We start from the raw sequence: 25,086 nt of genomic DNA, 5'->3' as shown, positions 1-25,086 counted from the left end.
AACGGCACCGGCTTGCCGTATCGCGCGATTGACAATACCGACGGCCTGACCGGCACCTTTGCAGACAATGGCTTGTCCAGCCGGACCAGCGTCTTCGATGCCGGGCTGGGTGTCGTGCAGACTGCGGGCATGGTCAACGGCGCTCGTGCCTTCGCTAACGTTGTCACGGCTCCGGTGTACGGGCTGGACGCGGATGGTCACGGAATCGGTGGGTCGTTCCAGTCTGTTACGGTGCGCGCCAACGAAAATGCGGTTGACCTGGCGACGCGCTTTGGCGAAGGTGTAGTGAACACAGCCAAGGACCTGTTCGTGCAGCCCGTCCTGCAGGCGCGCGACGTGGCACTGGCAGCGGCGTCGGTCGGTTACAACGAGCTCATCCGGGTTGAAAACGAGCCGAAGTGGTTCCCGGAGATGAAGAGCGGCGTGGCTGAAGCCTACGCGAATGGTGCATCGCAGACGAGGCTGCTGCTGCAGTCGAATCCCCTCACCGGGGTTGGCGTGCAGTCCTACGACGCGACGGGTGCGTTGATGGAGGGTCGCTATGGAGATGTGGCGCAGATGGCGGGTGGCGCGGCGACGGGATTTGCTGTCGGTGCAGTCGCACAGAAGTATGGCGGCTACGGGCTGACCATCGAGGATATCGGTGGGCCGCAGTATGGGCCGCTGGCGGGGCAGCGCGGCGCGGTAAACTTGCGCTTGGTGACTCCGGAGAGTGCGCACGGTACGATTGCCGCTGAAACGTTCACTGCCGAAGCCCCTTATGTGACCAGGTTTGACCCACGCTCTCCTGGCCGACCGGACCCGCAGTTCTCGCTCGACTCGCTAAGCTTCAAGGAGCCAGCGGGATACAACGCCCAAGGTTTCCCGCGTGATGCCGGACAGTTTTGGGGGCAATGGATTGAACAGAATCCTGGGACCATTAGCCCTGGGAACAAATATTTGATTGAGAACTTTGACCGCCTGAAGGTATCCCCGCGAATCGACCAGACTTGGATTGACGCATTTCCTGAACATGGCGCTTATGTGGGGGATGTGCTTGTTCACCACCACGTTGATTTTGGCCGATACACGATACCGGTACCTGGAAGAACTCACGTGGGTTCAGGCGGTATTTGGCACACCAAGTGAGGTATAGATGACATTATTGTCGTTTGACGAGATTCGGCACGGACTTGATAACGAGTTTGTTCCACTGGAGCCAATGCTGTCGGGCTATAGATTGCTGGAGCCTGGACTCTCCAGGGAATCCATTGTGGAGTGTGAGTCGCGAATGTCCGTGAAACTCCCCGAGAAATTCTGTCAGATGCTTGCTCGCTTTGACTTTGGTAGGTTGACCATTGGACCAATCGCGTTTTGTGGCTCAGGGGATTATGGGAGGGAGTTACTGAGTCTGAACGAGGACGTTCACTGGTGGGGAGCAGGTGCGAGGCCCAAGAACTTGCTAATGGTTGCCAACTCAGACCCGTTCGCAATTTTGCTAGATATTGATACGGAAGCAGTCTACGCAATGGACCCGGAACTCGGTTGGGAAAAGGCGGTACAGATCGCGGCAGACTTCGAGAGGTTCGTGCGCGGCGTAGGAACAGCATTTCTATGCCGTGGCCGAGGAAATGCCTCTGATGATTTGGCTCAAAGTATCCGTTTGGGGGTTCAAGGCCACGACTTGGGCTTCTGGCGCAACCTGGTAGCGTAGTTTGGCTGGTGCAGCTGCTGAGTAACCCATTGCGTTTGGCAATGCGCTCGGTAGTAGCCTTGCCAGCAACTCTAGCTCTAGCAGCGGGAGAACCACTCAGGAGCAGGCGCTGGCCCAAGCGGGTGGTGGCCTTCCGGACAGCCAGTTGGTGGGTGGCGCGCTGCTGGTCAACGGCACCAGTTCGCCGTATCGCGCGCTCGATACCACCGATGGCTTGACCGGCATCTTTGCGGATGGCGGTGGCCTATCGGGCCGAACCAGTGCATTCGAGAGCGGTCTGGGGATTACCCAGACGGTGGGGATGTTCGAGGGGACTCGTGCCTTCACTGATGAGCACTGGTCGAGCGCCCCGGTCATTGGGCGTGGCGTTGTTGATGGCAGGGACTCGGTGATAGGAGGCTCGCTGCCGATTGTGAATGCTCGGGTCGAACCCGACCTGGATGGTCAGATTAGCGACTTCAAACGGGCGTTCTCGGGTGGGTACCTCGGTGTAATGGAGGGGCTGAATCCTTCTGCCGGTGTTCAGGCAGGCAAGGTCGCGCGAGAAGCCTGGGATAGCACCAAGCAGTTTGGCTATGACATGGTTGGAGCCAAGGACGCAGATATGGCGTTGAACAGTCTGGCCGCTGGCGATTATCGTGGTGCCGCAGTATATGGTGCGAAATCCTTTGCCAATGCCGCGATGGCCGTAGGCTCCGTCTTTGGCATGGGAACTGTGCGCCCGCTCGCTGTTCCCGGAGGGGCAGCGGCCCCTGAACTGATTGAAGGTTCTTATTCCCTGCTTGGCGCCAATCGCGCTGTAATAGACCCTCGAAAACTGACTGAGTACGCATTGAATCCCGAACACCCAGTCGGCGGTAACAAGGCGCGTGTGTTCGAGTCAGCTATGGGCTTCACCAAATCCAATGCTGAAGACCTGATGCAGCAATTGCGGCAAGGAGTGATGAGCAATACGCCGATTGCCGGGAAAGTGGACCAATTCGGCTCGCGCTTTACGGTTGACATCCCAGTTACGGGCCCGATTGGCAATGGTACTTTTAGGAGTGGCTGGATTTATAAACCTGGCTCGAATGTTCCTGAACTCACAACCATATTCGTCAAATGAGGACCAGTATGAACCTTAAAGTCAACGATACGGTCCAATTGCTGGTGGACCTTCCCGAACACTTGCTCTCAAAGGGAGCGGTAGGCGTTGTTGTTATGGAATATGACGACCCCACCGAGGCCTATGAGGTCGAATTCTGCGACGAGCATGGGGATACCACTGCGCAAGTGGCTCTGCTTCCGACACAAATTGCACTCCAAAGCTGAGCGCACAGGAGTTCTGTTGACAACGCCCGCCCCGTGCGGGCGTTGTCGTTTCTATCCATGCCTCAGCCGCCTGGCCGGCGGCATCTAAAACTCCCCGCCAAGCCTTGCCAGGAGCCGGTCTCCGGTAAAAGGCTAAACCCCAGTCGCTTACTCCTGACGTAGACCTGCACATGCGGGTCTGCCGAGCCACGGCCGGCGCCCACAGGCGTTGGACCGGGCTCGCTACACCTTGCATCCCCACGCGTCAGGAGCGACCCATGTTCGACCCCAAGCCGGCCCTTACCGGCCCTGCAGAGAGAGTACACACCCCTGCAATCTCCGATTGCGGCGCATACGCGCCTGAAACCCGCGCCACGCCTGGCTTGGCGCGTAGACCGACCCCCGCCGCAGCGGTCCACAAAGCGACCACGCCCAGTGCTGGCGCGGCTTCGCGGGCCGGCGTGCGCAACAAGTTTATCAAGGTGCGGGTGGCGCCGGCCGAGTACGCCGGCATCGCCCGCCACGCCGATGCGGCATTGCTGCAGGCGCTGGAGGACGAGGCCAACGACGAAGCCGAAGACGGCGGCGAGGCCGGTCTCTCGGACCTCTGAACCCTTCCCCATTGGCCGCCTGCGGCCCCAAAAACGCACTTCGGGGCTCTTGACTCCAGAAACGGCCTTCCTGCGGCCGTAGCACGGGATGGAAAGCCGCGCCACGTAAGGCGTAGCGGGCGATAGGGGTACGACTTCGCCTCGGACCTATTGCGTTTGGCAATGCGCTGGGGCAGAGCCTAGCAGGCCAATCTAGCAGTGCGTGGGATGGCACCTTGTACGGCGGCAAGGCGCCGAGCATTAGCTACCTCGACAAGACGCCTGTCAGCGGGATGTTCATTGGAGGTGAGGCAACTGACTCCGCCAGTGGCAACGGTTTCACTTGGAGTGATATCGGCCAGCCTCGGACCCAGGCCGATCGGTACGCCGATACCTTTGGTGGCGAGGTCATCAACACAAGCGATCGTTCACAGTTTGGTAGCGGTCAACCGAAGTACAGCGAGTACACCCGATCCGACGGTTTGCGCGTTGGCCGCATTACTGATGTTCCCGTGGTAGCAACTCCGACAGCAGCAGAGGCTACCTTGCCTGCCGTGACGGTATCGGCGAAGGCGGAGCAGTGGATCGAATACGGGCCGGGCGGAAAGGTGACGGTGAATGCCACACGCATGACGCCAGAGGAAATGGCTGCGTTTGACGCCGAGAACAGCCCACCAGGGGAGATTCGAGCGATCGAGCCCTCGGGGTGGGAGCGGTTCTGGGGAGACCCCAATCTGCAGCATGTAATGCAGCACACGGCTACCGGCAAGGTGGTGGGGCTGCGGTAAATACTGCCGGTAGTCTCTGGGCATCTTTTGCTCCATCGCGCTATAACTTTGCGACGATGCAGACGCTTAATCCGATGCAGCAGCGCAACGCGCGGATTGATAATGTGATCAATATCGCGACGTTGCCGCTGATGGCAGGCACAACCTTCGCCAAAGCGGAGGCGGCGGTTGCCAAGGCGGATGCAGCCCTTAGTGCTAATGCACGCGACGCCCTCGTCAATGAGGCACGAGCCAGAAGCACCTACCTAAGTTCGAAATACGGCGAGATGACGTCAGCGCAGCGGCTCGCTCGCATTGATGAACTGGCCGGCTCCAACTATCAGCGGTTAATCGGTAAAGCGATTGATAATCAGCAGTACGTGTATCGCTACCTGTCGGAGAAGGGGTTGAGCGATTCTGTACAATACGGCACACTGCGCGGGTACACCACCACCGAATATTCGACTTCCAGCGCTGAGGTGGCTCATGGTGCCCAAATCCTCCCGGAATGGGGCGTGCCAGCCTATAGGGTTCAAGTTCCAGTTTCGGATCTGAACGGCTTTAGCGTGGCGCGTCCGATGGGCAATAAGGCTTCGATTGGATGGGAGCCATACACCAACTCCTATCCGGAGGCGGGGCCTGGGGGCTGGACACAATTTCTTCTTAACGAAGTGCCGTTTGATCTGAAGAACGTTTTCAAGCTGAACCCATGACCTGTGCAAGTTGTGCCATTCATAAGGGTGGCTTCGCATCTGAGGCCGCCTATGAAGCGTTTGAAGGTCGGCTTAACGCGGCCGTCGTCAACGGGGAATTTGTGTTTTTAGGAAAGAGCCCGACCGGAGGCGCGTTTCTTGGGCGCATGTATAGATGCGTCAAATGCGGAGAGACCTGGGAGTTAGTCACGCCCGATCAAGCATTTCGAGGTGCTTGGAAGCAGTTGGGTGGCAATTGATATGCATACGATTGACATCATATTGCCTTCAACGTTGTCTGAAGCCTCGGTCAGGGCACTCAAGTTGTGCGAATTGTTCTTAGGCTCCCTAATCTCGTCTCGATCGGAGACGATAAATATTTCGGTTGACGTCGAAAATCGATCCATTAGGTGCCAAGATAGAGAATTGAGGGAAGTGGTGCGGCTGATCCTCGGATCTGGCGAGTTCGATAGTTTTGTTCGCCAACTAATGGACGTTTTACATCTCTCGTCTAGTGTTAATTCGCTTGGGGAGCTTTGGTTCAGGCAGGACGGTGTTATCCGAAAATTCACCTTTTCTGGAGACATCCGGAAGGTTGGCTGGACTATATTTGCTAGTTAATGATGTTGGCAACGCCATTGGTTCAAGCTTGGCGAGTCAGTCGAGCTCTGCTTGGGGCGGCACGCTGTACGGCAAAGCGACCCGCACAGCTAAACAGTGGGTCGAGCTTTGATAGCGATGCGACTACAATCTGCTCGTAGCAGCCGTTAATAACGCGCAGGACGGTACAAGGAATGCGCGGGCATGCTGCTGGCTGCAAATACGCTGAGATCCAGGTCGGTCTTCGGTGGCTGCTGATGCTGGCGGGGGCGCGTGCGATGCCCAGCCGCAAGGGTTGCCGATTGCAGTTGATGGCTGGAGAATCGTCGGGTCAAGGCGGCTATATCGACGCGAGCGGCCGACTCAATGTGCTGACTACCGGTAGTACGAGGCAACAACTACCGGATATCCCAGCTTGCAGCTGCACAAGCAGGTACGCCCATACCCGTTTTCCTGCTTATGCCGTCGCGAACCCCGGGGTCTCAAGCCAAATGGACGCCCCTGTGGCCCCATAACCGCACTTCGGCGCCTCCGCCCCAAAACCATCACCTTTGCGTCGTAGCACGCGCTGCAAAGCCGCGCCCTGTAAGGCGTAGCGGGCGATAGGGTTACGACTTCGCCTCGGACCTATTGCGTTTGGCAATGCGCTCGGCGCCAGCCTCCAGGGGCAGAATTCGAGCGCCGGCGACTCAGACCTGCCGGACTGGCAGCAGCAGATGCTGAATGGTCCGGTCGATCCGCTGACTGGCGTATCGCTGGGCGTCAATCCGACCTACGCAATGCCCCAGCAGTCGATGTTTGCTGATGCCCTCCAGCCGAGCGACGGACGGGCCTACGACAACGCCAACTACAACCAGCTTGCTTCAGTGTTCGGTGACGCGGCCACCGGCAACTCGCCATCGTCGTTTGCGTCGCGGGACACAATGCTCTTCGCGGGTGATGGGGCGCCGCCGACATCGAAATTCGTCGGGACTTTGCAGGGCGTGATCACAGATCAGTACGGCAGCCGCCTGGAGCCGATTCTGGATCCGGTGACGGGGCTCGGGGGCGGATATTCGTCTACGCTGAACGGCACTGAGGGCCTGACCGGGGTATTTGGAGGTGCAAATCTTGTAGACACCGGCAAGCCTATGTTCACCATGGCCGATGCGGTGAACAACTTCCAAGCGGAAAATGATGCGAAGGTGTCGATCGGCAGCTATGACAGGTTCAAGGAGATCGGTAATGCCCTGACGGCAGGCGAGTTTGGGAACGCCTGGAGTCATGTCACGTTTGAGGCTTCCCCGGATGCGAGGGTGGCCAACAACGAGCGGTTGTTCCCGACGCCCAGTCCAGCAGCTGCGGCACTGAGCAACACGCTTGCCGGTCCATTGCCCGCGATCACCACGGCGCTCACCTATGCGATGGGCGGGAGTGATTGGGATGCCTACTATGCGTCGAGTGCTGCCAGTGCTTTCGGTGCGGGTGCTTCTGCACTAAGTGGATATCAACTGCCCAAGGCTCCGACAGTCGGGCAAGTTGCGTCAATCGGGAGAAACAAGCTATCTTCACGAGTACCTGTCAAGCCGGGTGAGGCTGGCAGATTCGGTGATTTAGAGGCGAGAGCGGTGACGGGCGATCAACTCACCCCTCATCATATGCCTCAGGCAGCTGCGCGTTTCACTGGTCGCGCGGATGGGGGTGCGCTGGTGCTTCCAGAAGCCGAGCACATGTTGACGCGAACATATGGCTATAAGGGGGCCATAACTGCGCAGAACGAGGCCAGCATGCCGTTTCGCGATGTGCTGGCGCGAGATATTCGTGACGTCAGAGGCATCGGGGGATCTCGGTATAACGATGGCCTTAAAAAGCTAGCCGATTACTATCGATCAAACTTCCCTGATCTAATGAACAAGCAATAGGGAGAAAAAGATGCAAGATGCAGTTAGGGATTTAGTAAAACTCGGGCCGTTGCCGAGTATCGTTAGCCCCGACGTTAAAGTGCTTGAGAATATTCAGGAGGCCCTATCGCGGCTAGAAAAGCCGGTGTCAGATGAAGATGCCAGGGCATTAGTCGGATTGTTTGGGCCGGATGACTGCTTTGGCCTCGCGTGGAGCCTCTTGCATGCTATCGAAACTGCTCCTGGTTGGCCGCTCAAAGACGTGCTCGATGCGGGCAATGGCGAATGGATTAGCCGATTGAAGCAGCGAGCGGAATAACATGTTCGGCGAGAAGACTCCTAGGTCTTTGCGTCGAGACAACGCCTGCGAGACGCGGGCGTTAGTGTTTCTAGGGCTATGCATCGGGCTGCATGATGTCGCTCGCGGCATGCTCGCCCTTGAGGTCGAAGCGTACAAATTGCCGCGAGCCATCCGGGAAGCGCTTCTCGATGGCGCCGGCGGGCGTGTCCGGCATAAAGACGTAGATCGGGTTGCCGTTGGCCAGGTGCTCGCGTGCGGCCGCACCATCGTCGTGGACGATCTCGTCCAGGAAGGCCGCCATCTCGTCGTCCGACAGCGCATCAATGGGTGTGCGTGATTGCATGGTGGGGAACATAAAAGGAACACATTGGATACATCAGGGGAACAGTTCTGAGCGTCCGCTGGGTACTTGATGGGAACACTATCGGGACAGTAAGGGAACTGTTTGGGAACATGGCCTGCGCTGCAAACCTGGTGGGATACGCCCTTTAGCGGCGTTGTCGGTGTGGTTGAGGGGCTCCGCGAGCGCCAATTTACGCGCGAATCCTGCCCCTTCCTAGTCTCCACACCATACGCACCTCGTTCGAGGAGCCTGAGACCCGCGCCGGGCTTGGGCTAGCGCCAAATCCTTGCCTGACCGATGGGCCATTGCGTAACACGCCAGGCCCCGCGAGCCCGCATCAAACCTGGGGGTGTGGCCGAAGCCTACGCGAACGGTGCATCGCAGACGAGGCTGCTGCTGCAGTCGAACCCGCTCACTGGGGTTGGTGTGCTGTCCTATGACGCGAAGGGTGCATTGATGGAGGGCCGCTATGGAGATGCGGCGCAGATGGCAGGTGGCGCGGCAACAGGCTTTGCTGTCGGTGCAGTCGCACAGAAGTATGGCGGCTACGGGCTGGCCTTCGAGGATATCGGTGGGCCGCAGTACGGGCCGCTGGCGTCCCAGCGTGGTGCGGTAAACTTGCGCTTGGTAACCCCAGACGAAGGCGTAACAAGTGGAGTTGGCGGTGCGCCGCGAGTGGAAACCCGCAACGGCTACACTTACTCTCTGGATGATTTGGGGCGTGCAACTCGTATTGAAGGGGAGCTCTCCAGCAATCCGGCGCAGGGAAGAAGCCCCCAGGCTCAATTGAACGCTGGCGGCTCCTACCGGTTGCCTGGCGATGAAGGCGGTCACTTCATTGGCCGCCGGTTTGATGGCCCGCTGGAGGACTTCAATCACTTTGCACAAGACATGAACTTCAATCGAGGGGCATACAAGTCTCTTGAGAATTCTTGGCAAAGGGCTCTGGATGTTGGGAAGTCGGTTTACTTCGATATCAAGCCGAGTTACACCGGCCCTTCTCTAAGACCGGGTTCCCTTGATGTGTTTTATAAGATTGACGACGTGCCCTATCGGAAGACGTTTATGAATCGACCAGGGGGGCAATGAGGACTAGCATGAGCGAAATTACAGTCGAACAGCTCTACCAGGATATTGGTCTGGCCGCTATTGCGATAGCGAAGGGCCTGGCTGGAAAGCTTCTGTTGTATGCGGAAGTGGAAGATGGCGCAGTGTCGGCAGATATGTTCTATGAGTCCGCCGCTGGACCTGTCCAGTTTCGATTCTGCCCGGAGAACCTCCAGCAGCTGGTTTACTCCCTTTGGGAGGCATGGAAAGCGACTCCTGGCAACAAGGAGTGGCGTGCTATGAGCTATGTCGTGGATGATGGGAAGTTCAACATTGAGCTTCAATATCCCGACCAAATCGACCCTGTCGAAGACGTTTCTGATAGGCGGCCGGTAGTGGTTCATAAGTACTTCGGTGACGCGAAGGTTGATTACTCTCAACCCTAAGCCCATGGCTGTAAGGAATGACAACGCCCGCCTCGCGCGGGCGTTGTCGTTCCTGGCCCCGGGTTCGCTCTCAGCCGCCTGGCCGGCGGCATCTAAATCTCCCCGGAGAGCCTTGCCAGGAGCCGGTCTCCGGTAAAAGGCTAAACCCCAGTCGCTTACTCCTGACGTAGACCTGCACATGCGGGTCTGCCGAGCCACGGTCCGCCCTTGAAGGGTCCTGGACCGGGTTCGCTACACCTTGCATCCCCACGCGTCAGGAGCGACCCATGTTCGACCCCAAACCGGCCCTCCAGGGCCCTGCAGAGAAGATACACACCCCTGCAATCTCCGATTGCGGCGCATACGCGCCTGAAACCCGCGCCACGCCTGGCTTAGCGCGTAGACCGTCCCCCGCCGCAGCGGTCCACAAAGCGACCACGCCCAGTGCTGGCGCGGCTTCGCGGGCCGGCGTGCGCAACAAGTTCATCAAGGTGCGGGTGGCGCCAGCCGAGTACGCCGGCATTGCCCGCCACGCCGATGCGGCCGGGCAGACCATGAGCGAGTACGTGCGCGAGCAGGTGCTGGCGGTCCACCGCACGCTGGACCTGCAGGCGGAGCTCGCGGCGCTGCGTGGCCTGGTGGCGGCGCCGGCGCGGTCCACGAACGACGCGCTGGCGCTGGAAGCCGTGTTGCTGCTGCGCGAGCTGGCGGCGGCGCGCGACGCGCAAATCCTCGGGCGTGTGCGTGCCCAACTGGCCCAGCGGACCGCGCAGCAAGGAGGCCAGGCATGAGCACGCGCGACCCCTTCCTCAGTAGCCTGCTCATCGTGCTGGACCGTGCCATGGTGTGGCTGGTGCTGACCGGCGTCCACTTCATGGTGCTGTGGGCGGCGGTGTGGCAGCGCGGCCTGGGGCTGTCCTGGTCGCTGGCGGTGCAGCAACTGCAGGCGGTGTTCACCGGCGGTGCCGAGCGCGTGAGCGTGACCCCTAGCACAGTCGCAGGCTTTGGGTTGCGTTTGGCCACGGGCAACGTGTCCCTTGACGAGATTGGGCAAGGGGCGAGGAGTGCCTGGCAGACGGACCGGATCAACCAGTTGGAAGCGGCTGGAGACTATGCTGGTGCGCAGGCAATTCGCACGCAGAATGTATTGGGCATCGCTTCGTTCGCCATTGGCGGAGAAGGGGCGGTAGCAGGAGTTGCGGATGCAGGAGCAAGCTTCGCGCGTACCGCTACAATGGGCGTAAGGCTAGCCGGAGAGGACATCGCGGCGTCGCGTACGATGCAGCTTGCCGGGGCCAAGGCCGAAGAGTTGATGTACCGGTCGGGGGTTGGGCCAAGTTATGTGGTGGCGCCTGATTTTACGGTTGCTGCATCAACGGGCAGTGGTAATGGTGCTGTAGGGTTCGCTGGTGAAAATGCTGCACACAGTGCTTACCAGTATGCCTTGCTGAAGGCTGATCTGTTGCGCCAAGAGGTTGCCAATTCCGGCAATTCGATGTCTGGGCCAGTTGTTCTCCGAGATCCAGTGGCCGGTGCAACGCTTGCTCAGGAGGGGCAGATCCGACAATATGCTGCCATTGCTAACCTATCGATCGACGAGGGGTACATGTCGCCCACCGGTCGGGTCTCGACGACTGGGGCGACGCGGGTCGAGGCCAGCGCAGCCGCGCGCGAGGAGCGAGCGGTGGCGCTAGCTGAAGGTAAGCCGTACGTTGGCGTTGTTGGCCACGGTCCAGATACCACTTGGACGGGGAGGCCGGTTGCTCCTTTCTGGTTGGATATGGACTTCTCCATCAATTCCAGCTTGGGGCGCCAGGCGCAGGATTATCCGATTGGATATAAGCCGACACGATTCATTTACCAAAAGGACCTAAGTTGGACTGGAAACGGGAATTGGTGATCGCCCACCTTGTTAAGCAAAAGATTGCTGAGGTAGATGTCGCCCATCTCTGGGAAAACACATTGCCTGAGCTTGCTGCCTCGGAGGACCAGTTGCAGTCTCTCGAGACACGAATGGGCTATGCGTTGGACTTGCAGCACAGGGAGTTCCTGTTGCATGCGAACGGATGGCGGGCCTTCATGCAGCATATCGATGTGTTCGGTGTTGATGATCTCGAAGGCGGTCCGCGCGCGATGCGTGCCATTGCGTTGATTGAATCGCTTGAGCCCCTGAAGACTCTTTGTGGCTTCGACAAGCGAGATGTGCTGCCGATCGCCGTCTCTTCAGATGACATCGACGTGATGGTGATGGCCCGGCCTCATACGGCGACGCCGGGACAGGTGCTGTGGATTGCGGGTCAGCTTATTGACGTCTTCTCAGGATTTGATGAATGGTTCCTTGCGATGGTTGACTACAATCGTCAGGAGTACCAACGGCTGGTCAAGGAAAGCGGCTCCTGACCGAACCAGGTCAAGAATCGTAAATAGTAATTCCTCCAACGCCTGCCTTGTGCGGGCGTTGTCGTTTCTGGGTGGTTATGCGTCAGGCTGCATGATGTCGCTGACGGCATGCTCGCCCTGGAGGTCAAAGCGCACGAACTGCCGGGTGCCGTCCGGGAAGCGCTTCTCGACGGTGCCCTTGGGCGTGTCCGGCGTTGATACGTAGATCGGGTTGCCCGGGGCAACGTGCTCGCGGGCGGCCTCGCCATCGTCGTTGAACATCTCGGCAAAGAGGGCTTCCAGTTCTTCGTCTGACAGCAGGTGAAGCGACTTGGGTGGCAGTATGGCAGGGCGACTAAACAAAAACTAAACAGAAACAGAACTTGTTCTAAACATCAGCAGAACAGTCCGGGCCTGAGGGGTACTGAAAGGCAACTTAAAGGTAACAGTAATGGGACAGTTGTGGGACATGGCTGGCCCTGCAACCCGGATGGGGATACGCTCTTTAGCGACGTTGGCGGGGTGTAAAAGGCCCTCAGCCCGGTCCGATTCCGTCGCCAATCTGGGTCCTAAGCTCTCTACACACCATACGCACCTCGTTCGAGGAGCCTGAAACCCGCGCCAGTCCTGGCTTAGCGGTCGATTCCATGCGTTGCCGGTGGGCTGTTGCGTCATACACGAGTCCCCGCGGACCGCCTGAAACCTGGGGATTCGTATGTTATGCCCCGGTTGGTGGGCGGGCTGCTGCTGCAACCCGACTCAGCAACATCAACGTAAGCCCGTGCAATCGCGCCTGTTCTTGAGCAGATTGGCAAGAGGCCTGTCGCCATCCTGCCAATCGTCGATGGTAGATCCCTCAAGGATCGGCTAAAGATTTACGACATAACCGTGGGAATGGCCAAGGGCAGGATGCCAGGTCGCTATCTCACGATAGCTACCTGATCCTTGTTCGCTAGGTTGCTACGCGCCCGTCGCAGACACTCAGGGCTACGCCCCGAGACCCCCCGGTTGAGGATGACGGCCTCACATGAAAGCGAAGGCGTTCGCGCGGGCATCGTGCAGCGCGTGTCCGGTCGGGTGTGGATCGGGGTTCAGTCGGTACCCGGTCGGCGGGTGGGCGTTCCGTCGCGGACAGCCTGCCGGCCCAGCCCCGGCACGGGAAAGCGGGCTTCCCCGACCCCGATATGCCGCGTGCGGGCGAGGAACCACCATATAGCGAGCGTCCTGCCTTGGTCGTATCCTCAGCCGCCTGACCTTGCGTACCGGCCGCTCCTCGCCACCCCGGGCAGCCGGCGCTTCGCGCAGCCGGTGGGCGATCCGCGCGACGCCACGGGCCTGTACGCGGCGATGCGCCGGTATCTGGCGCACCGCGCGACCATCGGCAGTACCGAACAAGGGCTGTACGGGACCGAGCGCTACCTGCGCGACTTCATTGCGTGGGCGCACGAGCGCGCCATCACCCACCCGCAGCACGTGAGCCGCCCGGTGCTGGAACGCTACCAGCGCTGGCTGCACCATTACCGCAAGCGCGATGGCGCACCGCTGTCGGTGGCCAGCCAGCGCGGCAAGCTGGTGCCGCTGCGTGGCTGGTTCAAGTGGCTCACGCGCACGGGTGAGATCCCGGCCAACCCGGCCGCGGACCTGGACCTGCCGCGGCGCATCCGTCGGTTGCCGCGCAGCGTGCTGACAGCGGGGGAGGTGGAGCGGGTGCTGGCGCTGGCCGACACCGGTACGCCACTGGGCCTGCGCGACCGGGCGCTGATGGAGTTGCTGTATGCCACGGGCATGCGCCGCATGGAAGTGGCGCAACTGGAGCTGGGCGACATCGACGCCGAGCGGTGCGTGGTGCTGATCCGCGAGGGCAAGGGGCGCCGCGACCGGTTGCTGCCGCTCGGTGAGCGGGCCCTGTACTGGGTGCAGCAGTACCTGGACGGTGCGCGGCCGCAACTGGCGTGGAACCTGACCGAGCCGACGCTGCTGCTGAGCAATGAGGGGAACCCGATGAATGCGGTGTGGCTCTCGACGGTGGTGGCACAGTACGTGGAGCGGGCCGAGCTGGGCAAGCACGGCGGCTGTCACCTGTTCCGGCACACGATGGCGACGCTGATGCTGGAGAACGGGGCGGACATCCGGTTCATCCAGGCGATGCTGGGGCACGCGGAGCTGTCGACCACGCAGATCTACACGCAGGTGGCGATCCGCCAGTTGCAGCAAGTCCACGCGGCCACGCACCCGGGCGCGAAGCGGCGGGCGCCGCCGGTGGGCGGTGATGCCACAGCCCAGGCCCGAGAAGTGCTGCTGGAGGCGCTGGACGAGGAAGACGATGATTAGACTGAGCACACCCTTGGTAGAATGCGGCATGGCCCGCCTGACTCCCCCTTCCTCGCAGAAGTACCTGCTGCCGCGTGCTGCCGACGCTGTTGGTCCGCAGAACGAGGCGGAGCATCGCCTGTATGAGCTCATCCTGGAAGGGCTCAACAGTGGCGAAGGGACCGAGTACGCGCGTGTTGACGAGTTCGCTGCCGAGTTCCGCGCCCGCCTGCAAAGCCGCAAGCGCTAAGCCGTGGCGTTGCGCCTGAAGCTACGTCCCGCTGCGCGCGGTGACGCCGATGCGGCCCAGGACTGGTATGACGACGCCGCGCCTGGTCTTGGCGAGGCCTTTACCGACGAACTGCTGAACGTGCTGGCCTTCCTGGTCGAGCATCCGAGCGTTGGTTCCCGCCGCTACGCCCATCTCCTGCCGGATGCATCGCTGCGCGTCTGGTCCCTTGATCGCTTCCCCTTCCTGGTGTTCTACCGCGTGAGCAGAGAGGTGCTGGACGTCGTGCGCGTCTTGCACGAGCGCCGCGACATCATTGCGAGCCTGATCACGCATTGAGCCCCAAGCGGCGCCGGTCGGCGCTGGCGGATACCGTTTGCACGTAAACGGCTCCGTGCTGCCTCAAGCGAACGGCAACGATGCCCGTGCATTGCGGGCGCTACTCCCTCAGATCCCAATCGATGGCTGGCGCGGCACGTGCAAACGGTATCCGTTGGCCTTATGCATGGTGCATAAGAGGCCACCCAAGTAGTCGCCGAACGCCCCTGCGCCCCCGAAACCGCACATCGGGGCCTTCGCCCCAAAAAACCTCCCATTCTCCGTCGTAGCACGCGCCGCAAAGCCGCACCCAGTAGGGCGTAGCGGGCGATAGGGGTACGACTTCGCCTCGGGCCTGATGCGTTTGGCAATGCGCTAGGGGCTAGCTTGGCGCAGCAGAACTCTAGCGGTTCGAACCTGCCCGATTGGCAACAGCAGATGCTTAACACCGCGACGGCGGACCCCGTGACGGGCGTCTCGCGCGCCGCACCGGGAACGTTCTTCAATGAAGCGTTTCAGGATTCAGCACCGAGTGCCCCGTCTGAAGGAGGCCCGGCGTGGGACGGAGAGCTTTATGGAGCGCCCTCGCGAGCCAGCTACCTAAGCGCCACGCCGTATAGTGGTGTCTTCGCGGGAGCGGCGGGGAGGGGGAGCTCGCTAACAGGCGCGGTGCCCGATGCATCCGGGCAAGGACTCGTTCGAAGCGGAGCGTTTGGGCAGTATTCGGCGGAAAGGGCGAATGCCGATACAAATCCAGGCGTTCTGCTGGCGGCTGGAGGGCCAAATGAAGCTGGGTACGGTCAACTCCTAAAGAGCGCGGCAAGCGGCCTCTTGTCGACTGCACTGACAGGCACCTTGGGTGGGGCGGATGCGGTTAACCCTGAAGATATTGCGGCATGGCGCAAAACGAATCCTGGCATCGGAGCGTTTGACGCAAGACCGACAGTCCAATATCAGGTCGACGTGGAAGCTGGAACGGTTACTCGCTCTGTCGTGACATCGCAGTCCTTCATCGAAGACCTGAAGGATTTAGGCTCATTAGGGTTGAGGCCGCTTGGGAAGAGCTTGGGAACGTTCCTTGGAGGCGCCAGCGTTGCTCTGGATGACGGCTCCCCGGCGTCGACTCGCGCACAAGGTGCGTTTGACGCGGGAGCCAATGCGCTGTCAGTTCCGGCTGCGGTCGCGGCAGTCGGAGCGCCTCTTGTTCGATCTAGTGCGACTGATGCAGGCATAAAATGGGGCGGCGGTATCCAGGGCCAGGGTATGCCTTGGGAGAATTATTTGGCGGATCAGCTGCCGGCAGGATCAAGACTACCGCCGAACTTCAAGACGTTCGACTTCTTCGATAGGATGGAAGGTGTAGCAATTAGCGCTAAGACCTTGGACACGACAACGGTGGCACGCCTTGCGAAGCCCGAGCAAATTTATACCTCGTTGAAGGCAAACGTCGATGCGACGGCCAGTTTTGAAGGATATACCTTGAGGGGTGTAAGCTTGTACGCTGATGACGTCGCTGCACGGCAGTTGCGCGTCGCCGTTCCTGAGCGGACAACCGCTCCTCAATGGCAGCAGATTCAGCGAGCGATTGATTATGGTCAATCGAAGGGTGTACAGATAATAGTTACTCCGACGAGGTAATAATTGAACGTGACAATTCAGAAGAAGTGGTCTTCGATGTATGCAAATGAGAAATTTATTTGCATTCAGACTTGTTCCGGGTTGCGCGGTGCGGCAAGCGATCCCGATGGGAAGCTATTTTTCCTAAATCCGGAGGCAAATCCGGATGAAATCGGGAGGGCTTTGCAAGATGCGTTATCGGTTAGTCGAACGCTGGCACCTGAGGAGGTTGGCCCTTTCTTTGATCTCGAAATAATCGAAAAAAGGTACGAAGACTGGGTCGACTTAATGATGAAAAAGTTTGAGTATTCTTCTCGAAAGGCCTTATTCAAAAAAATGAGCCATTGTCAAGTCGAGTGTGTGGATGGGGTTATTTATATTCGACCAATGTTTCATGAGAAATTGGAAGCCTGGAGCGCAAAAGGAGTCGAAAAAGCAGATCATGTAGTAATCGAAGATTCTGCATCGTCATATGCCGTAGGCCAAGGTGCCCTGGTGGCATTGAGCCGGTGCATTAATCGCTAGTGGGAACGTGGAGAGCGCTTTGTATGCCGGACGTTGATTTCTCGGTGCCAGCAGCAGCGGGCTTTCCGCTGGCCTTTTAGCGTGATTGGGTTGTCAGGCATTTCGGAGCGCGGCCGCACGTGAGATCTTCGCGAATACTTCCGAAGGGCATTATCTGCAAGGTGCCGCGTTGCTCTTCTTCTCCCAATGCCCGCGCCGTGCGGGCGTTTTCGTTTCTGTAATCAAAGTACTCCAGATGACACGTCGTCGGCGACGAGGTCTTTGTCCCTCGAGGCAAAGTACATTAACTCCGGGGTGCCGTCGCGGGAACCGCTTCTTGACGGTGGCCTTGGGCGTGTCCGGGGTTACGACGTAGATTAGGGAACAGTCCCGGGCGTCCGCCGGGTACTTGATGGGAACACGATTGGAACAGTAAGAGAACTGTTTGGGAACATGGCCGACACTGCAAACCGGATGGGGTACGCCCGTTAGCGGCGTTAGCGGCGTTGGTGGCGTGGTTTAAGCGCCAATTTACCGCAAACAGTAGCTGTTGCATTGAACACGCCTCGCCATTCACCTCCAGAAGTGCATCACAGGCGGCCGTTGCCCCGAAACCACACGTCGGCGCCTTCGCCCCAAAAACCCCCACTTCTGCGTCGTAACACGCGCTGCAAAGGCGCGCCCGCTATGGCGTAGCGGGCGATAGGGTTACGACTTCGCCTCGGGCCTGATGCGTTTGGCAATGCGCTGGGCTCAAGCTTGGCCAGCCAGTCGAGTACGGCAGCGTGGGACGGTACGCTTTACGGCAAGGCGCCGAGCATTAGCTACCTCGACAAGACGCCTGTCAGCGGGATCTTCGTGGGTGCCGACGCGGTTGATCCGGCGATTCCGGAAGTGCAGAACCCGGACGGGTCGTGGACGCCACCAGGCGCTCCGACTGGGCTGCCGGCTGATGGGCCCAATGTCATTACCATTGGCAAGGGACAAGGCGTTCTGTCTGCTCTGGATGGAGCCGGGGCGTCCGATTCTTACGCCGCATACGGTCAGTTGGCGCGTACGGGCCAGTTGAAGTTCGATGCCAAGGGCATGCCTATTGTGCGGGCCGGGCAGGAACTATATCTGGATAGCGCCATCGCTGCCGATGGCGACAGTGCCCTTGGGCGCAAGTTGACGTCGGCTGAGGGAGCCAATCGCATCAAGATTGCGGAGCAGATCGCAAAGGCACAAGCCGAAGCGGCAGCCGCGAGCGAGTCGTACCGCGAGGTCAATCGATTTAGTGGTTTCCAGGCTGACAATCAGGCGTTTGCTGCGCAGCAGGCCACGGTGCAGGCTGCGGCTGTTGCCCCCAGCAATTCTGGCGCGAGCATTGTAGCGGCTGCTCTAGGTGGAGAATTCTCCGTACTGTCGAGTGATCTACCAGCTGACGTGGCGTCCGGGTACGCCGGTCCCGCTCGCGCCATTGCGGACCCTGCTGCTCGAGCTATCGACGAGTACAAGCTCGGGCCGCGTGCCTTGGGGCTGGCGGGTACGGTGGCAGCGGGGTACGGAGTTGCAGGAACTGCAGTCAGCCTTAATCCGCAAGCGACGGCGTTGGCTCTAGATCAGATGTACGCGAACGCTCAGATGGCAGTGACGGGGCAATCGGCATCGAGCCTCCTGAACCAGGGCTTGCGCGGAACATTCGGGCTGAATGAACAGCAGGCGGCCTTGGGTGAGTTGGCGGTGACCTTTGGGGCGTCGGGTGGGATCTCGGCGACACGCGAGCTGGTTGGTGATGCCGCGGCGGCATTGCGCAGTGCAGGTGTGCGAGATTGGAACATCAAGTTGGCACCCTATACGCCGGGTACACTGTACTCGAATCCTGTGCCGCTGCAGCTCGAGCCGATTGCGCCAAACGGTACATCAGAGCTTACGCAAGTCCAGATTAACTCTCAAAATGGAGCTGCGTTCCAAGCGCGCGTTGCTGCCTACGGCAGCAATACCCTCAACAACTTCCTGGAAGAGGTTTCTATTCGTCCTTTCACGAATGCAGTTGGCGACGTTGCGAACTTCCGCGTAAGATTGGACGGAGTCGGGACTGATCCGAATACGTCGAAGTTCAACCTCATGGAGGCTAAAGCTAGCGAAGCTGCGCGACTGACGCGTAATCAGACTGCCGGCTTCCCTTTGATTGAACAGTATGGTGGTGTAGTAGTTGGAAACTCGGGGAATCCAAGCTATCCAGTTGGCACCGTGATTCCTCCAACCACAGTACAGGTGGTGAGACCAAGCAATCTTCAGAAAGGATACTAGTTGTGACAGTTGAGAATGCGAATGCCGTCGACGGAATGGGCATTGCGAAGGATGACGGAAAGGTTGTTCTTACCATCTCCGACCACCTCACCTGGGACGATGAAGCAAGCCACTTCAGCTTGTTGGAGCAGAAAATTGGGGCCTATCTCGGCTTCATCGGGAGTGGCCAGATGGAGGAGGTCTTGCCTGACTCAAAAGGCCGCACCATACGAATCCAGGTGGTGTGCCAGCATGGGCCTAACGAGGCTGGTATGCGCTTCTTAACTGCAGCACAGCAGCAACTGCTAGACATGGGGGTAGAACTAAGGTTTGGGGCACTGCCAGAAGGTTATTAGTGCCTACGGACCGTGGAACTGCCGAAAAGTATTCACTCCTCTAACGCCCGCCTCGCGCGGGCGTTGTCGTTTCTGGGCTATGCGTCGGGCTGCATGATGTCGCTGACGACATGCTCGCCCTGGAGGTCGAAGCGCACGAACTGCCGGGTGCCGTCCGGAAATCGCTTCTCGACGGTGCCCTTGGGCGTGTCCGGCGTTGACACATAGATGGGGTTGCCCCGAGCGAGATGCTCGCGGGCGGCCTGCCATCGTCGTTGAACATCTCGGCAAAGAGGGCTTCCAGTTCGTCGTCCGACAGCAGGTGAATCGGTTTGGGTGGCAGCATGGCAGGGCAACAGAACAAAAACTCAACAACAACTAAACAGAAACAGAACTTGTTCTAAACATCAGCAGAACAGTCCGGGTCCGAGGGGGACTGAAAGGGGACTTAAAAGTAACAGTAATGGGACAGTTGTGGGACTGTTATGGGACATGGCTGGCCCTGCAGACCGGATGGGATACGCCCTTTAGCGGCGTTGGCGGGGTGGTAAAGGCCCTCAGCGCGGTCCGATTTCGTCGCAAGTCTGGGCCCTAAGCTCTCTACACACCATACGCACCTCGTTCGAGGAGCCTGAAACCCGCGCCAGGCCTGGCTTTGCGGGCAATTCGATGCCTTGCCGAGGGCCATTGCGTAACACACGAGGCCCGGAAACCCGCATGAAATCAAGGATTCTGCGTATTACGCGCAGATCGTCGCGCGTTCGTGCGCCGCTCGGCGGGCGGAGTAAGGACCGGCTGTTGCCGCTGGGCGGGCGGGCGCTGCACTGGGTGCAGCGGTACCTGGACCGGGCGCGGCCGTTGCTGGCGTGGAACCTGGCCGAGCCGACGCTGCTGCTGGGCAGCGAGGGCAGGGCGCTGAACCCGGTGTGGCTGTCCACGGTGGTGGCGCAGTACGTGGAGCGCGCCGAGCTGGGCAAGCACGGGGGCTGCCATCTGTTCAGGCACTCGATGGCGACGCTGATGCTGGAAAACGGCGCGGACATCCGTTTTATACAGGCGATGCTCGGGCACGCGGAGCTCTCGACCACGCAGATATACACGCAGGTGGCCATCCGCCAGCTGCAGCAGGTGCACGCGGCCACGCACCCCGGGGCGAAGCGGCGGGAGGTTGGCGGCGAGGCCCAGGGCCGTACAACACCAGAGGCTCGTGATGTGCTGTGGGAGGCGCTGGAGGACGAAGCCGACGAGTAGGATGGCTGCTTCCTTGCTACAATCCTGGCATGGCCCACCTCACTCCGCCCACCTCGCAGAAGTACCTGATGCCGCGCGATGCCGATGCTGTCGGTCCGCAGAACGAGGCTGAGCGCCGCCTGTACGAACTCATCGTGGAAGGGCTCAATAGCGGCCCGGGCACGGACTACGAGAGTGTGGCCGACTTCGCTGTCGAGTTCCGCGCGCGCCTGCAAAACGGCAAGCGCTGAATCGTGGCGCTTCACCTGCGGCTTCGCCCTTCCGCGCGGAAGGATGCCAACGCGGCCCAAGATTGGTATAACGATGCCGCGCCAGGCCTCGGTGAGGCCTTCACCGACGAGTTCCTGAGCGCGCTGGCCTTCCTGGCCGAGCATCCCAGCGTTGGCTCCCGCCGTTATGCTCACTTCCTGCCGGGTGACTCTCTGCGCGTCTGGTCCCTCGACCGCTTCCCCTTCCTGGTGTTCTATCGGGTGAACGGTGACATGCTGGACGTACTGCGTGTCCTGCATGAGCGCCGGGACATCGTGGCAAGCCTGATTGCGCATTGAGCCTGGCCACGGCCGTTCGCGCCACCGACCTCTGAACCCTCCTTGCTTGGCCGCCTGCGGCCCCAAAAACGCACTTCGGGGCTTCTGACCCAAGAAACGGCCCTTCTGCGGTCGTATCACGGCCTGGAAAGGCGCGCCCGCTAAGGCTCAGCGGGCGATAGGGGTACGACTTCGCCTCGGACCTATTGCGTTTGGTAATGCGTTGGGCGCCAGCCTGGCTCAGCAAAACTCGAGCGGTTCGAACCTGCCGGCGTGGCAGCAGCGGATACTAGACGCGCAGGTGGACCCCGTGACTGGCGTTTCACGTAGTGCCGGTGTGTCGTTTGCCGCGGAGGCCATGCACGAAGCGCGTGTGGCTGATTTGCGTGCCATGGCAGGTGAGGAGTTGAGGGGCCCAATCAACAGGCAGCCACCCGACATCAATCTCCCAGAGGGAACATTTGGTACGGCAGTTCGGGGCGACGCTGGCAATGGTGTTCAGGCGTATGCAGTTCCTTACCCCAATGTAGTTGGAAGACCACTATCAGAGTCCGATGTCAATATTGTCACCAACCAAAGGGGACAACGTTGGATGCAGCGCCCGGGCTTGGTGAGGGATTGATGCGCGTTGGCAACGCATACCTGGATGGTAGAATTGACCTCTCCGGCGCATTGAAAATGGGCGCTGAACAGGTTCGCTCGAGTTGGACCACGGCGCATCCCAAGCAAGCTTTACTTGATACCGCGACCGAGGTGTCCGCGTGGGGTGTGAGTCGAGGTGGTATTGTTGGCGATGCTGCACTATATGGTGGCAGCGTTGTAGGAGGTGTTGCAGACGGGCTGCTGCCAAACTCGAAGGCAGAAGCTCTGATCGGCGCGGGGCTTGCGCCGATCGGCGGCCCCCTGATGGGGAAGGCTGTCAGTGGGCTGAATAGTCTAGCTGCTCGAAGCGTCTTTACGTCCTTTCTTGCTGAGGATGCTGGCGTTGTTGCAAGTCGTATTGGTAGTGCAACCGGCCAGGTGTTCGCCGAAGGATTTGAGGGATTAGCGAGTCGCTATCCGCCAGCATTTGGGCGGATGGGGATCCTACCGGACAATGCAACGAGTTCGGCTGTGGACGCTGGTGCGTTCCCTCAATCGCTACGTATGAACCCACGTGATGTTCGATTCACGCAAGATACGGTCAGCCCGAACTTCAGCGATCGTGGCACAATCAGTGACACCATCAACCAACTTCGGAATGGACAAATCAGCGCTGAGGACTTCCCGGCGATTCGCACGGTCAACTATGGCGGGAATGTGTGGACGCTCGATAATAGGCGGTTGGCGGTGTTTAGCGCTGCTCAGGTTGATGATATTCCGGTGCGAATGCTGAATTTGTCCGACCCGGCCGTCAACGCGGAGTTCTTGAAGAAATTCAACCCAATCAACGATGGCAAGAACGTCGTTGTCGTACCATCGGCTGGTCGGGCTGCAGCCCGAGCCGTCTTGCGGGATTATGGAATGTATGGCCCAAATTAAAGCTTCGGATTTCCGGGAAGAGCACTTGAAGCTCGGGGATGTTTGGACTTGGTCAAACCAGCTCCACGAGAGCGAGGACTTCCTGGTCACGGTGCCACTGACAGAGGATGCACTGGCAGAGGTTGACTCTTTGCTGGTTCGCGCATCATTTGAGACGGCTCAAGGCGACGCCCTGGAAGGACTCGTTGTGTACGCGATGGGGCGAGGAAATGTCTTCGCGATCGAAATCTTCGAAGGGGACCAGAAGTTTACATTCAATAGATTTGCGCGCGAGCCGTCGCTTGCAGAGCTTCGCAGATTGGCAGCACATTTAAACAAGGATGCCGATAAACTGCTGCCGATAACATATAAGGTTGTGTCACAAAAACTGGCCATACCGTCTGACTCGTTTGCCTTCTGAGCTTTGATAGCTGACCCGCAGCAGCGGGTCAGTTTGTTTGGTGCACCCGACAGGGCGCACTCACTTGAGGGTGCAAGTCCCTTACACACCCGGCAAGGGGAAGTGTTTGCCAGAGACAAGGGTTTTCCCGGGCGACTGGGAGTCTGAAGGAAGTCCGAGGCATTGGCGGATCGCTGAGGCGGCATGTGCAAACGGTAGCCATTGCGTTCGCCAGCACCCTTCCGGCCAGCCCTTGACGTGCGTCGCGCGTGCCTGTTGGCCCGGAAACGCTCGTCGGAGCCTTCTCACTCAAGAACAACCTGTTCGCGGCCATAGCGCGCGCTGGGAACCCGCACCCGGTAAGGCCTGGTGATCGACAAAGGTACGACTTCGCCTCGGACCTGATGCGTTTGGCAATGCGCTCGGTAGCCGCCGAGCTGCGGCAGCACAGTCGCGCGCACGAACTCGCTGCACGCGGACAGCTCGAAGTCCGAGCGCTCGCCGTAGAACTCGCGCCCAACGGCACCGGCTTCAGGGTGGCGATGTCGTCGGGAAGCGTGGCCGGATCGGTTTGCATGCCCCGCAGTGTAGGAAGCGGCGCAGCCGTTTACAAGGCGAGTGTCGGGCGCCAGGTGCGTTCTGGCTTGCGCCAGACAATGCCTTCGAGCAGCATCGAAAGCTGCGCGGGCGTCAGGTGGACCTTGCCGCTGTCAGCCTGGGGCCAGACGAAGCGGCCTCGCTCCAGGCGCTTGGCCAGCAGGCAGAGACCGTCACCGCTCCACCAGAGCACCTTGATGAGGTCTCCGCGCCGGCCACGGAAGACAAAGACGTGACCGCTGTATGGATCTTCGGACAGGGTGGTGTGTGCCTTGGCGGCCAGACCATTGAAGCCGCAGCGCATGTCGGTGATGTCGGCGGGCTTGTGCTCGAGGATGACGTGCTGCTGAGGGACTTTGGACACTTGGATGGGAAGACGGTGGCCTGGAGGATTGAACGGCTTGACGCTGACTTCCTCTAAGCTGAAGAAAAGTCCTTGACGATGACCGACAACGCCCGCCTTGTGCGGGCGTTGTCGTTCCCGGCCTCCGGGTTCGCTCTCAGGCGCCTGGCCATCACTGGCGGCAAGCCCGTACCGTTCAAAAACGGGATGGTGATTTTTGATCCGTGGTCAAAAGGACGTTTCAACGTGGCCAACATGACCGGCTCCAGTTATGATCTTCGCCTCGGACGCAAGGCCCTTCAAGAGAAATATGGACTCCCAACCGACGATGCCGCAAAACAATGGCTGCGCGAACGCGGCTTAACCCTGCACCACAATGCGAATGGCCTATCGCTGGATCTGATTCCGTCTGACCTGCACAATACTAGGAACGGCGGCATACCGCATACGGGCGGAGCTAGCATCCTGCGCAATTGGGACGCGCAAGGTACGCCGCTGGAATTCTTCAACGCCAATCGCATCGCCACAGGTGCACGCTATCTCGGCGCCGCAGGCATGGCGTATGGAGCCTATGCAGATGGCAAGAGCTTCTACGGTCAGTATCAGGTCAGCGAGCAAACGGGAAATTACGCCAATACCGTTGCTGAGGCTGCTCGCATTGCCGGCGGCTGGGCGGGCGCCTGGGCCGTCGGTGGTGCTCTCGCCGAGGTCGGTGCGGGCGTCGGCACTGCGTTTGGGCCGGTTGGTACCGTGGCGGGCGGTGTAATCGGCGGCGCGATCGGCGGCGTACTGGGCTACGAAGGCGGCAGTTACACTGTGCCTCGTGTGGTGGATGACCTCACGAGGTTCTAATGTGCTTGGCTGTTTAAAGAAGAGG

At 59.8% G+C, this 25,086-nt stretch carries 31 protein-coding genes; 27 read left to right on the top strand and 4 right to left on the bottom strand.

Annotation, left to right across the window (positions count from 1 at the left end; genetic code table 11):
- Positions 1-12: 12 nt before the first annotated feature.
- The 9 genes from ACKI2N_RS32105 to ACKI2N_RS32065 all read left to right on the top strand — a co-directional run bounded on the left by ACKI2N_RS32105 (position 13) and on the right by ACKI2N_RS32065 (position 7,831).
- The gene (locus ACKI2N_RS32105; protein ID WP_420998528.1) at positions 13-1,128 is read left to right on the top strand and encodes a hypothetical protein; all 1,116 of its coding nucleotides are present in this window, start codon (positions 13-15) and stop codon (positions 1,126-1,128) included.
- 142 nt (positions 1,129-1,270) lie between these two features.
- Positions 1,271-1,693, top strand: a complete 423-nt coding sequence (locus tag ACKI2N_RS32100) for a hypothetical protein (protein ID WP_426990880.1) — start codon at positions 1,271-1,273, stop codon at positions 1,691-1,693.
- 148 nt (positions 1,694-1,841) lie between these two features.
- Positions 1,842-2,798 (top strand): DUF6883 domain-containing protein, encoded by a 957-nt coding sequence (locus tag ACKI2N_RS32095; protein WP_420998529.1) that lies wholly within the window; start codon positions 1,842-1,844, stop codon positions 2,796-2,798.
- 8 nt (positions 2,799-2,806) lie between these two features.
- The gene (locus ACKI2N_RS32090; protein WP_420998530.1) at positions 2,807-3,004 is read left to right on the top strand and encodes a DUF4926 domain-containing protein; all 198 of its coding nucleotides are present in this window, start codon (positions 2,807-2,809) and stop codon (positions 3,002-3,004) included.
- Between the two features lie 440 nt (positions 3,005-3,444).
- Positions 3,445-3,594, top strand: coding sequence for a hypothetical protein (locus tag ACKI2N_RS32085; RefSeq protein ID WP_420998531.1), 150 nt, complete (start codon positions 3,445-3,447; stop codon positions 3,592-3,594).
- Positions 3,595-3,809: 215 nt separating this feature from the next.
- Positions 3,810-4,361: a hypothetical protein gene (locus ACKI2N_RS32080; RefSeq protein ID WP_420998532.1), complete on the top strand. Its 552-nt coding sequence runs from the start codon at positions 3,810-3,812 to the stop codon at positions 4,359-4,361.
- A 74-nt stretch (positions 4,362-4,435) separates the two neighbouring features.
- The gene (locus tag ACKI2N_RS32075; RefSeq protein WP_420998533.1) at positions 4,436-5,053 is read left to right on the top strand and encodes a hypothetical protein; all 618 of its coding nucleotides are present in this window, start codon (positions 4,436-4,438) and stop codon (positions 5,051-5,053) included.
- A 1,295-nt stretch (positions 5,054-6,348) separates the two neighbouring features.
- Positions 6,349-7,533, top strand: a complete 1,185-nt coding sequence (locus ACKI2N_RS32070; protein WP_426990879.1) for a hypothetical protein — start codon at positions 6,349-6,351, stop codon at positions 7,531-7,533.
- 10 nt (positions 7,534-7,543) lie between these two features.
- Positions 7,544-7,831, top strand: coding sequence for a hypothetical protein (locus ACKI2N_RS32065; RefSeq protein ID WP_420998562.1), 288 nt, complete (start codon positions 7,544-7,546; stop codon positions 7,829-7,831).
- Positions 7,832-7,907: 76 nt separating this feature from the next.
- Here ACKI2N_RS32065 and ACKI2N_RS32060 read toward each other — a convergent pair whose 3' ends face one another.
- Entirely contained in the window at positions 7,908-8,156 is a 249-nt protein-coding gene (locus ACKI2N_RS32060) for a hypothetical protein (RefSeq protein ID WP_426990878.1), read from the bottom strand.
- A gap of 351 nt (positions 8,157-8,507) precedes the next feature.
- Here ACKI2N_RS32060 and ACKI2N_RS32055 point away from each other — a divergent pair, with 351 nt between their 5' ends.
- The 5 genes from ACKI2N_RS32055 to ACKI2N_RS32035 all read left to right on the top strand — a co-directional run bounded on the left by ACKI2N_RS32055 (position 8,508) and on the right by ACKI2N_RS32035 (position 12,028).
- Positions 8,508-9,245 carry a DNA/RNA non-specific endonuclease gene (locus ACKI2N_RS32055; protein WP_420998490.1) on the top strand — a complete coding sequence of 246 codons (738 nt, stop codon included), beginning with the start codon at positions 8,508-8,510 and terminating at the stop codon, positions 9,243-9,245.
- 8 nt (positions 9,246-9,253) lie between these two features.
- The gene (locus ACKI2N_RS32050) at positions 9,254-9,649 is read left to right on the top strand and encodes a hypothetical protein (RefSeq protein WP_420998491.1); all 396 of its coding nucleotides are present in this window, start codon (positions 9,254-9,256) and stop codon (positions 9,647-9,649) included.
- 449 nt (positions 9,650-10,098) lie between these two features.
- The gene (locus ACKI2N_RS32045) at positions 10,099-10,419 is read left to right on the top strand and encodes a plasmid mobilization protein (protein WP_420998492.1); all 321 of its coding nucleotides are present in this window, start codon (positions 10,099-10,101) and stop codon (positions 10,417-10,419) included.
- On the top strand, positions 10,416-11,528 hold the full coding sequence (locus ACKI2N_RS32040) for a hypothetical protein (RefSeq protein ID WP_420998493.1): 1,113 nt from the start codon (positions 10,416-10,418) through the stop codon (positions 11,526-11,528). Before ACKI2N_RS32045 ends, ACKI2N_RS32040 begins: the two co-directional genes overlap by 4 nt.
- Positions 11,525-12,028: an SMI1/KNR4 family protein gene (locus tag ACKI2N_RS32035; RefSeq protein ID WP_420998505.1), complete on the top strand. Its 504-nt coding sequence runs from the start codon at positions 11,525-11,527 to the stop codon at positions 12,026-12,028. The genes ACKI2N_RS32040 and ACKI2N_RS32035 overlap by 4 nt, the downstream gene beginning before the upstream one ends.
- Positions 12,029-12,103: 75 nt before the next feature.
- Here ACKI2N_RS32035 and ACKI2N_RS32030 read toward each other — a convergent pair whose 3' ends face one another.
- Positions 12,104-12,289 carry a hypothetical protein gene (locus ACKI2N_RS32030; protein ID WP_420998494.1) on the bottom strand — a complete coding sequence of 62 codons (186 nt, stop codon included), beginning with the start codon at positions 12,287-12,289 and terminating at the stop codon, positions 12,104-12,106.
- 1,026 nt (positions 12,290-13,315) lie between these two features.
- On the opposite strand from ACKI2N_RS32030, the gene xerC reads away from it, so the two are divergent.
- The 7 genes from xerC to ACKI2N_RS31995 all read left to right on the top strand — a co-directional run bounded on the left by xerC (position 13,316) and on the right by ACKI2N_RS31995 (position 19,612).
- Positions 13,316-14,338, top strand: coding sequence for a site-specific tyrosine recombinase XerC (gene xerC, locus ACKI2N_RS32025; protein ID WP_420998495.1), 1,023 nt, complete (start codon positions 13,316-13,318; stop codon positions 14,336-14,338).
- 28 nt (positions 14,339-14,366) lie between these two features.
- Entirely contained in the window at positions 14,367-14,567 is a 201-nt protein-coding gene (locus ACKI2N_RS32020; protein ID WP_420998496.1) for a hypothetical protein, read from the top strand.
- 3 nt (positions 14,568-14,570) lie between these two features.
- Positions 14,571-14,885, top strand: a complete 315-nt coding sequence (locus ACKI2N_RS32015; RefSeq protein WP_420998497.1) for a type II toxin-antitoxin system RelE/ParE family toxin — start codon at positions 14,571-14,573, stop codon at positions 14,883-14,885.
- 810 nt (positions 14,886-15,695) lie between these two features.
- Positions 15,696-16,502: a hypothetical protein gene (locus ACKI2N_RS32010; protein ID WP_420998498.1), complete on the top strand. Its 807-nt coding sequence runs from the start codon at positions 15,696-15,698 to the stop codon at positions 16,500-16,502.
- Positions 16,503-16,511: 9 nt separating this feature from the next.
- Positions 16,512-17,006 (top strand): contact-dependent growth inhibition system immunity protein, encoded by a 495-nt coding sequence (locus tag ACKI2N_RS32005; protein ID WP_420998500.1) that lies wholly within the window; start codon positions 16,512-16,514, stop codon positions 17,004-17,006.
- Between the two features lie 738 nt (positions 17,007-17,744).
- On the top strand, positions 17,745-19,277 hold the full coding sequence (locus ACKI2N_RS32000) for a hypothetical protein (protein ID WP_420998501.1): 1,533 nt from the start codon (positions 17,745-17,747) through the stop codon (positions 19,275-19,277).
- 2 nt (positions 19,278-19,279) lie between these two features.
- Positions 19,280-19,612 (top strand): DUF6572 domain-containing protein, encoded by a 333-nt coding sequence (locus ACKI2N_RS31995; protein ID WP_420998502.1) that lies wholly within the window; start codon positions 19,280-19,282, stop codon positions 19,610-19,612.
- Between the two features lie 77 nt (positions 19,613-19,689).
- On the opposite strand, the gene ACKI2N_RS31990 is transcribed toward ACKI2N_RS31995, so the two are convergent.
- Complete coding sequence (locus tag ACKI2N_RS31990; RefSeq protein WP_420998503.1) at positions 19,690-19,815, bottom strand: hypothetical protein; 126 nt, start codon at positions 19,813-19,815, stop codon at positions 19,690-19,692.
- 493 nt (positions 19,816-20,308) lie between these two features.
- On the opposite strand from ACKI2N_RS31990, the gene ACKI2N_RS31985 reads away from it, so the two are divergent.
- The 5 genes from ACKI2N_RS31985 to ACKI2N_RS31965 all read left to right on the top strand — a co-directional run bounded on the left by ACKI2N_RS31985 (position 20,309) and on the right by ACKI2N_RS31965 (position 23,290).
- Entirely contained in the window at positions 20,309-20,842 is a 534-nt protein-coding gene (locus tag ACKI2N_RS31985) for a tyrosine-type recombinase/integrase (protein ID WP_420998504.1), read from the top strand.
- Positions 20,843-20,871: 29 nt separating this feature from the next.
- Complete coding sequence (locus tag ACKI2N_RS31980; protein WP_253932921.1) at positions 20,872-21,072, top strand: hypothetical protein; 201 nt, start codon at positions 20,872-20,874, stop codon at positions 21,070-21,072.
- A gap of 3 nt (positions 21,073-21,075) precedes the next feature.
- Complete coding sequence (locus ACKI2N_RS31975; protein WP_426990876.1) at positions 21,076-21,390, top strand: type II toxin-antitoxin system RelE/ParE family toxin; 315 nt, start codon at positions 21,076-21,078, stop codon at positions 21,388-21,390.
- Positions 21,391-21,957: 567 nt separating this feature from the next.
- Positions 21,958-22,890 (top strand): hypothetical protein, encoded by a 933-nt coding sequence (locus tag ACKI2N_RS31970; protein ID WP_420998314.1) that lies wholly within the window; start codon positions 21,958-21,960, stop codon positions 22,888-22,890.
- Positions 22,877-23,290, top strand: a complete 414-nt coding sequence (locus tag ACKI2N_RS31965; RefSeq protein WP_420998315.1) for a hypothetical protein — start codon at positions 22,877-22,879, stop codon at positions 23,288-23,290. Before ACKI2N_RS31970 ends, ACKI2N_RS31965 begins: the two co-directional genes overlap by 14 nt.
- Positions 23,291-23,876: 586 nt before the next feature.
- On the opposite strand, the gene tnpB is transcribed toward ACKI2N_RS31965, so the two are convergent.
- Positions 23,877-24,230, bottom strand: a complete 354-nt coding sequence (gene tnpB / locus ACKI2N_RS31960; protein ID WP_420998316.1) for an IS66 family insertion sequence element accessory protein TnpB — start codon at positions 24,228-24,230, stop codon at positions 23,877-23,879.
- Between the two features lie 72 nt (positions 24,231-24,302).
- Between tnpB and ACKI2N_RS31955 the strand changes: the two genes are divergently transcribed.
- Positions 24,303-25,061 carry a hypothetical protein gene (locus tag ACKI2N_RS31955; RefSeq protein WP_420998317.1) on the top strand — a complete coding sequence of 253 codons (759 nt, stop codon included), beginning with the start codon at positions 24,303-24,305 and terminating at the stop codon, positions 25,059-25,061.
- Positions 25,062-25,086: the final 25 nt, after the last annotated feature.

The sequence above is a fragment of the Cupriavidus sp. 30B13 genome, from assembly GCF_049059565.2.
Classification (GTDB): domain Bacteria; phylum Pseudomonadota; class Gammaproteobacteria; order Burkholderiales; family Burkholderiaceae; genus Cupriavidus.
Note: the sequence above shows the minus strand (reverse complement) of the source record. Positions and strands in the feature narration are given on the sequence as shown.

What these genes read in the sequence shown, in the direction of transcription:
- ACKI2N_RS32100 (WP_426990880.1), top strand. Translation starts at nt 1,271, where the DNA reads ATGTCCGTGAAACTCCCCGAGAAATTCTGTCAGATGCTTGCTCGCTTT.
- ACKI2N_RS32090 (WP_420998530.1), top strand. Translation starts at nt 2,807, where the DNA reads ATGAACCTTAAAGTCAACGATACGGTCCAATTGCTGGTGGACCTTCCC.
- ACKI2N_RS32075 (WP_420998533.1), top strand. Translation starts at nt 4,436, where the DNA reads ATGCAGCAGCGCAACGCGCGGATTGATAATGTGATCAATATCGCGACG.
- ACKI2N_RS32070 (WP_426990879.1), top strand. Translation starts at nt 6,349, where the DNA reads ATGCTGAATGGTCCGGTCGATCCGCTGACTGGCGTATCGCTGGGCGTC.
- ACKI2N_RS32065 (WP_420998562.1), top strand. Translation starts at nt 7,544, where the DNA reads ATGCAAGATGCAGTTAGGGATTTAGTAAAACTCGGGCCGTTGCCGAGT.
- ACKI2N_RS32060 (WP_426990878.1), bottom strand. Translation starts at nt 8,156, where the DNA reads ATGCAATCACGCACACCCATTGATGCGCTGTCGGACGACGAGATGGCG.
- ACKI2N_RS32050 (WP_420998491.1), top strand. Translation starts at nt 9,254, where the DNA reads ATGAGCGAAATTACAGTCGAACAGCTCTACCAGGATATTGGTCTGGCC.
- ACKI2N_RS32040 (WP_420998493.1), top strand. Translation starts at nt 10,416, where the DNA reads ATGAGCACGCGCGACCCCTTCCTCAGTAGCCTGCTCATCGTGCTGGAC.
- ACKI2N_RS32030 (WP_420998494.1), bottom strand. Translation starts at nt 12,289, where the DNA reads ATGTTCAACGACGATGGCGAGGCCGCCCGCGAGCACGTTGCCCCGGGC.
- ACKI2N_RS32020 (WP_420998496.1), top strand. Translation starts at nt 14,367, where the DNA reads ATGGCCCGCCTGACTCCCCCTTCCTCGCAGAAGTACCTGCTGCCGCGT.
- ACKI2N_RS31985 (WP_420998504.1), top strand. Translation starts at nt 20,309, where the DNA reads ATGAAATCAAGGATTCTGCGTATTACGCGCAGATCGTCGCGCGTTCGT.
- ACKI2N_RS31980 (WP_253932921.1), top strand. Translation starts at nt 20,872, where the DNA reads ATGGCCCACCTCACTCCGCCCACCTCGCAGAAGTACCTGATGCCGCGC.
- ACKI2N_RS31965 (WP_420998315.1), top strand. Translation starts at nt 22,877, where the DNA reads ATGGCCCAAATTAAAGCTTCGGATTTCCGGGAAGAGCACTTGAAGCTC.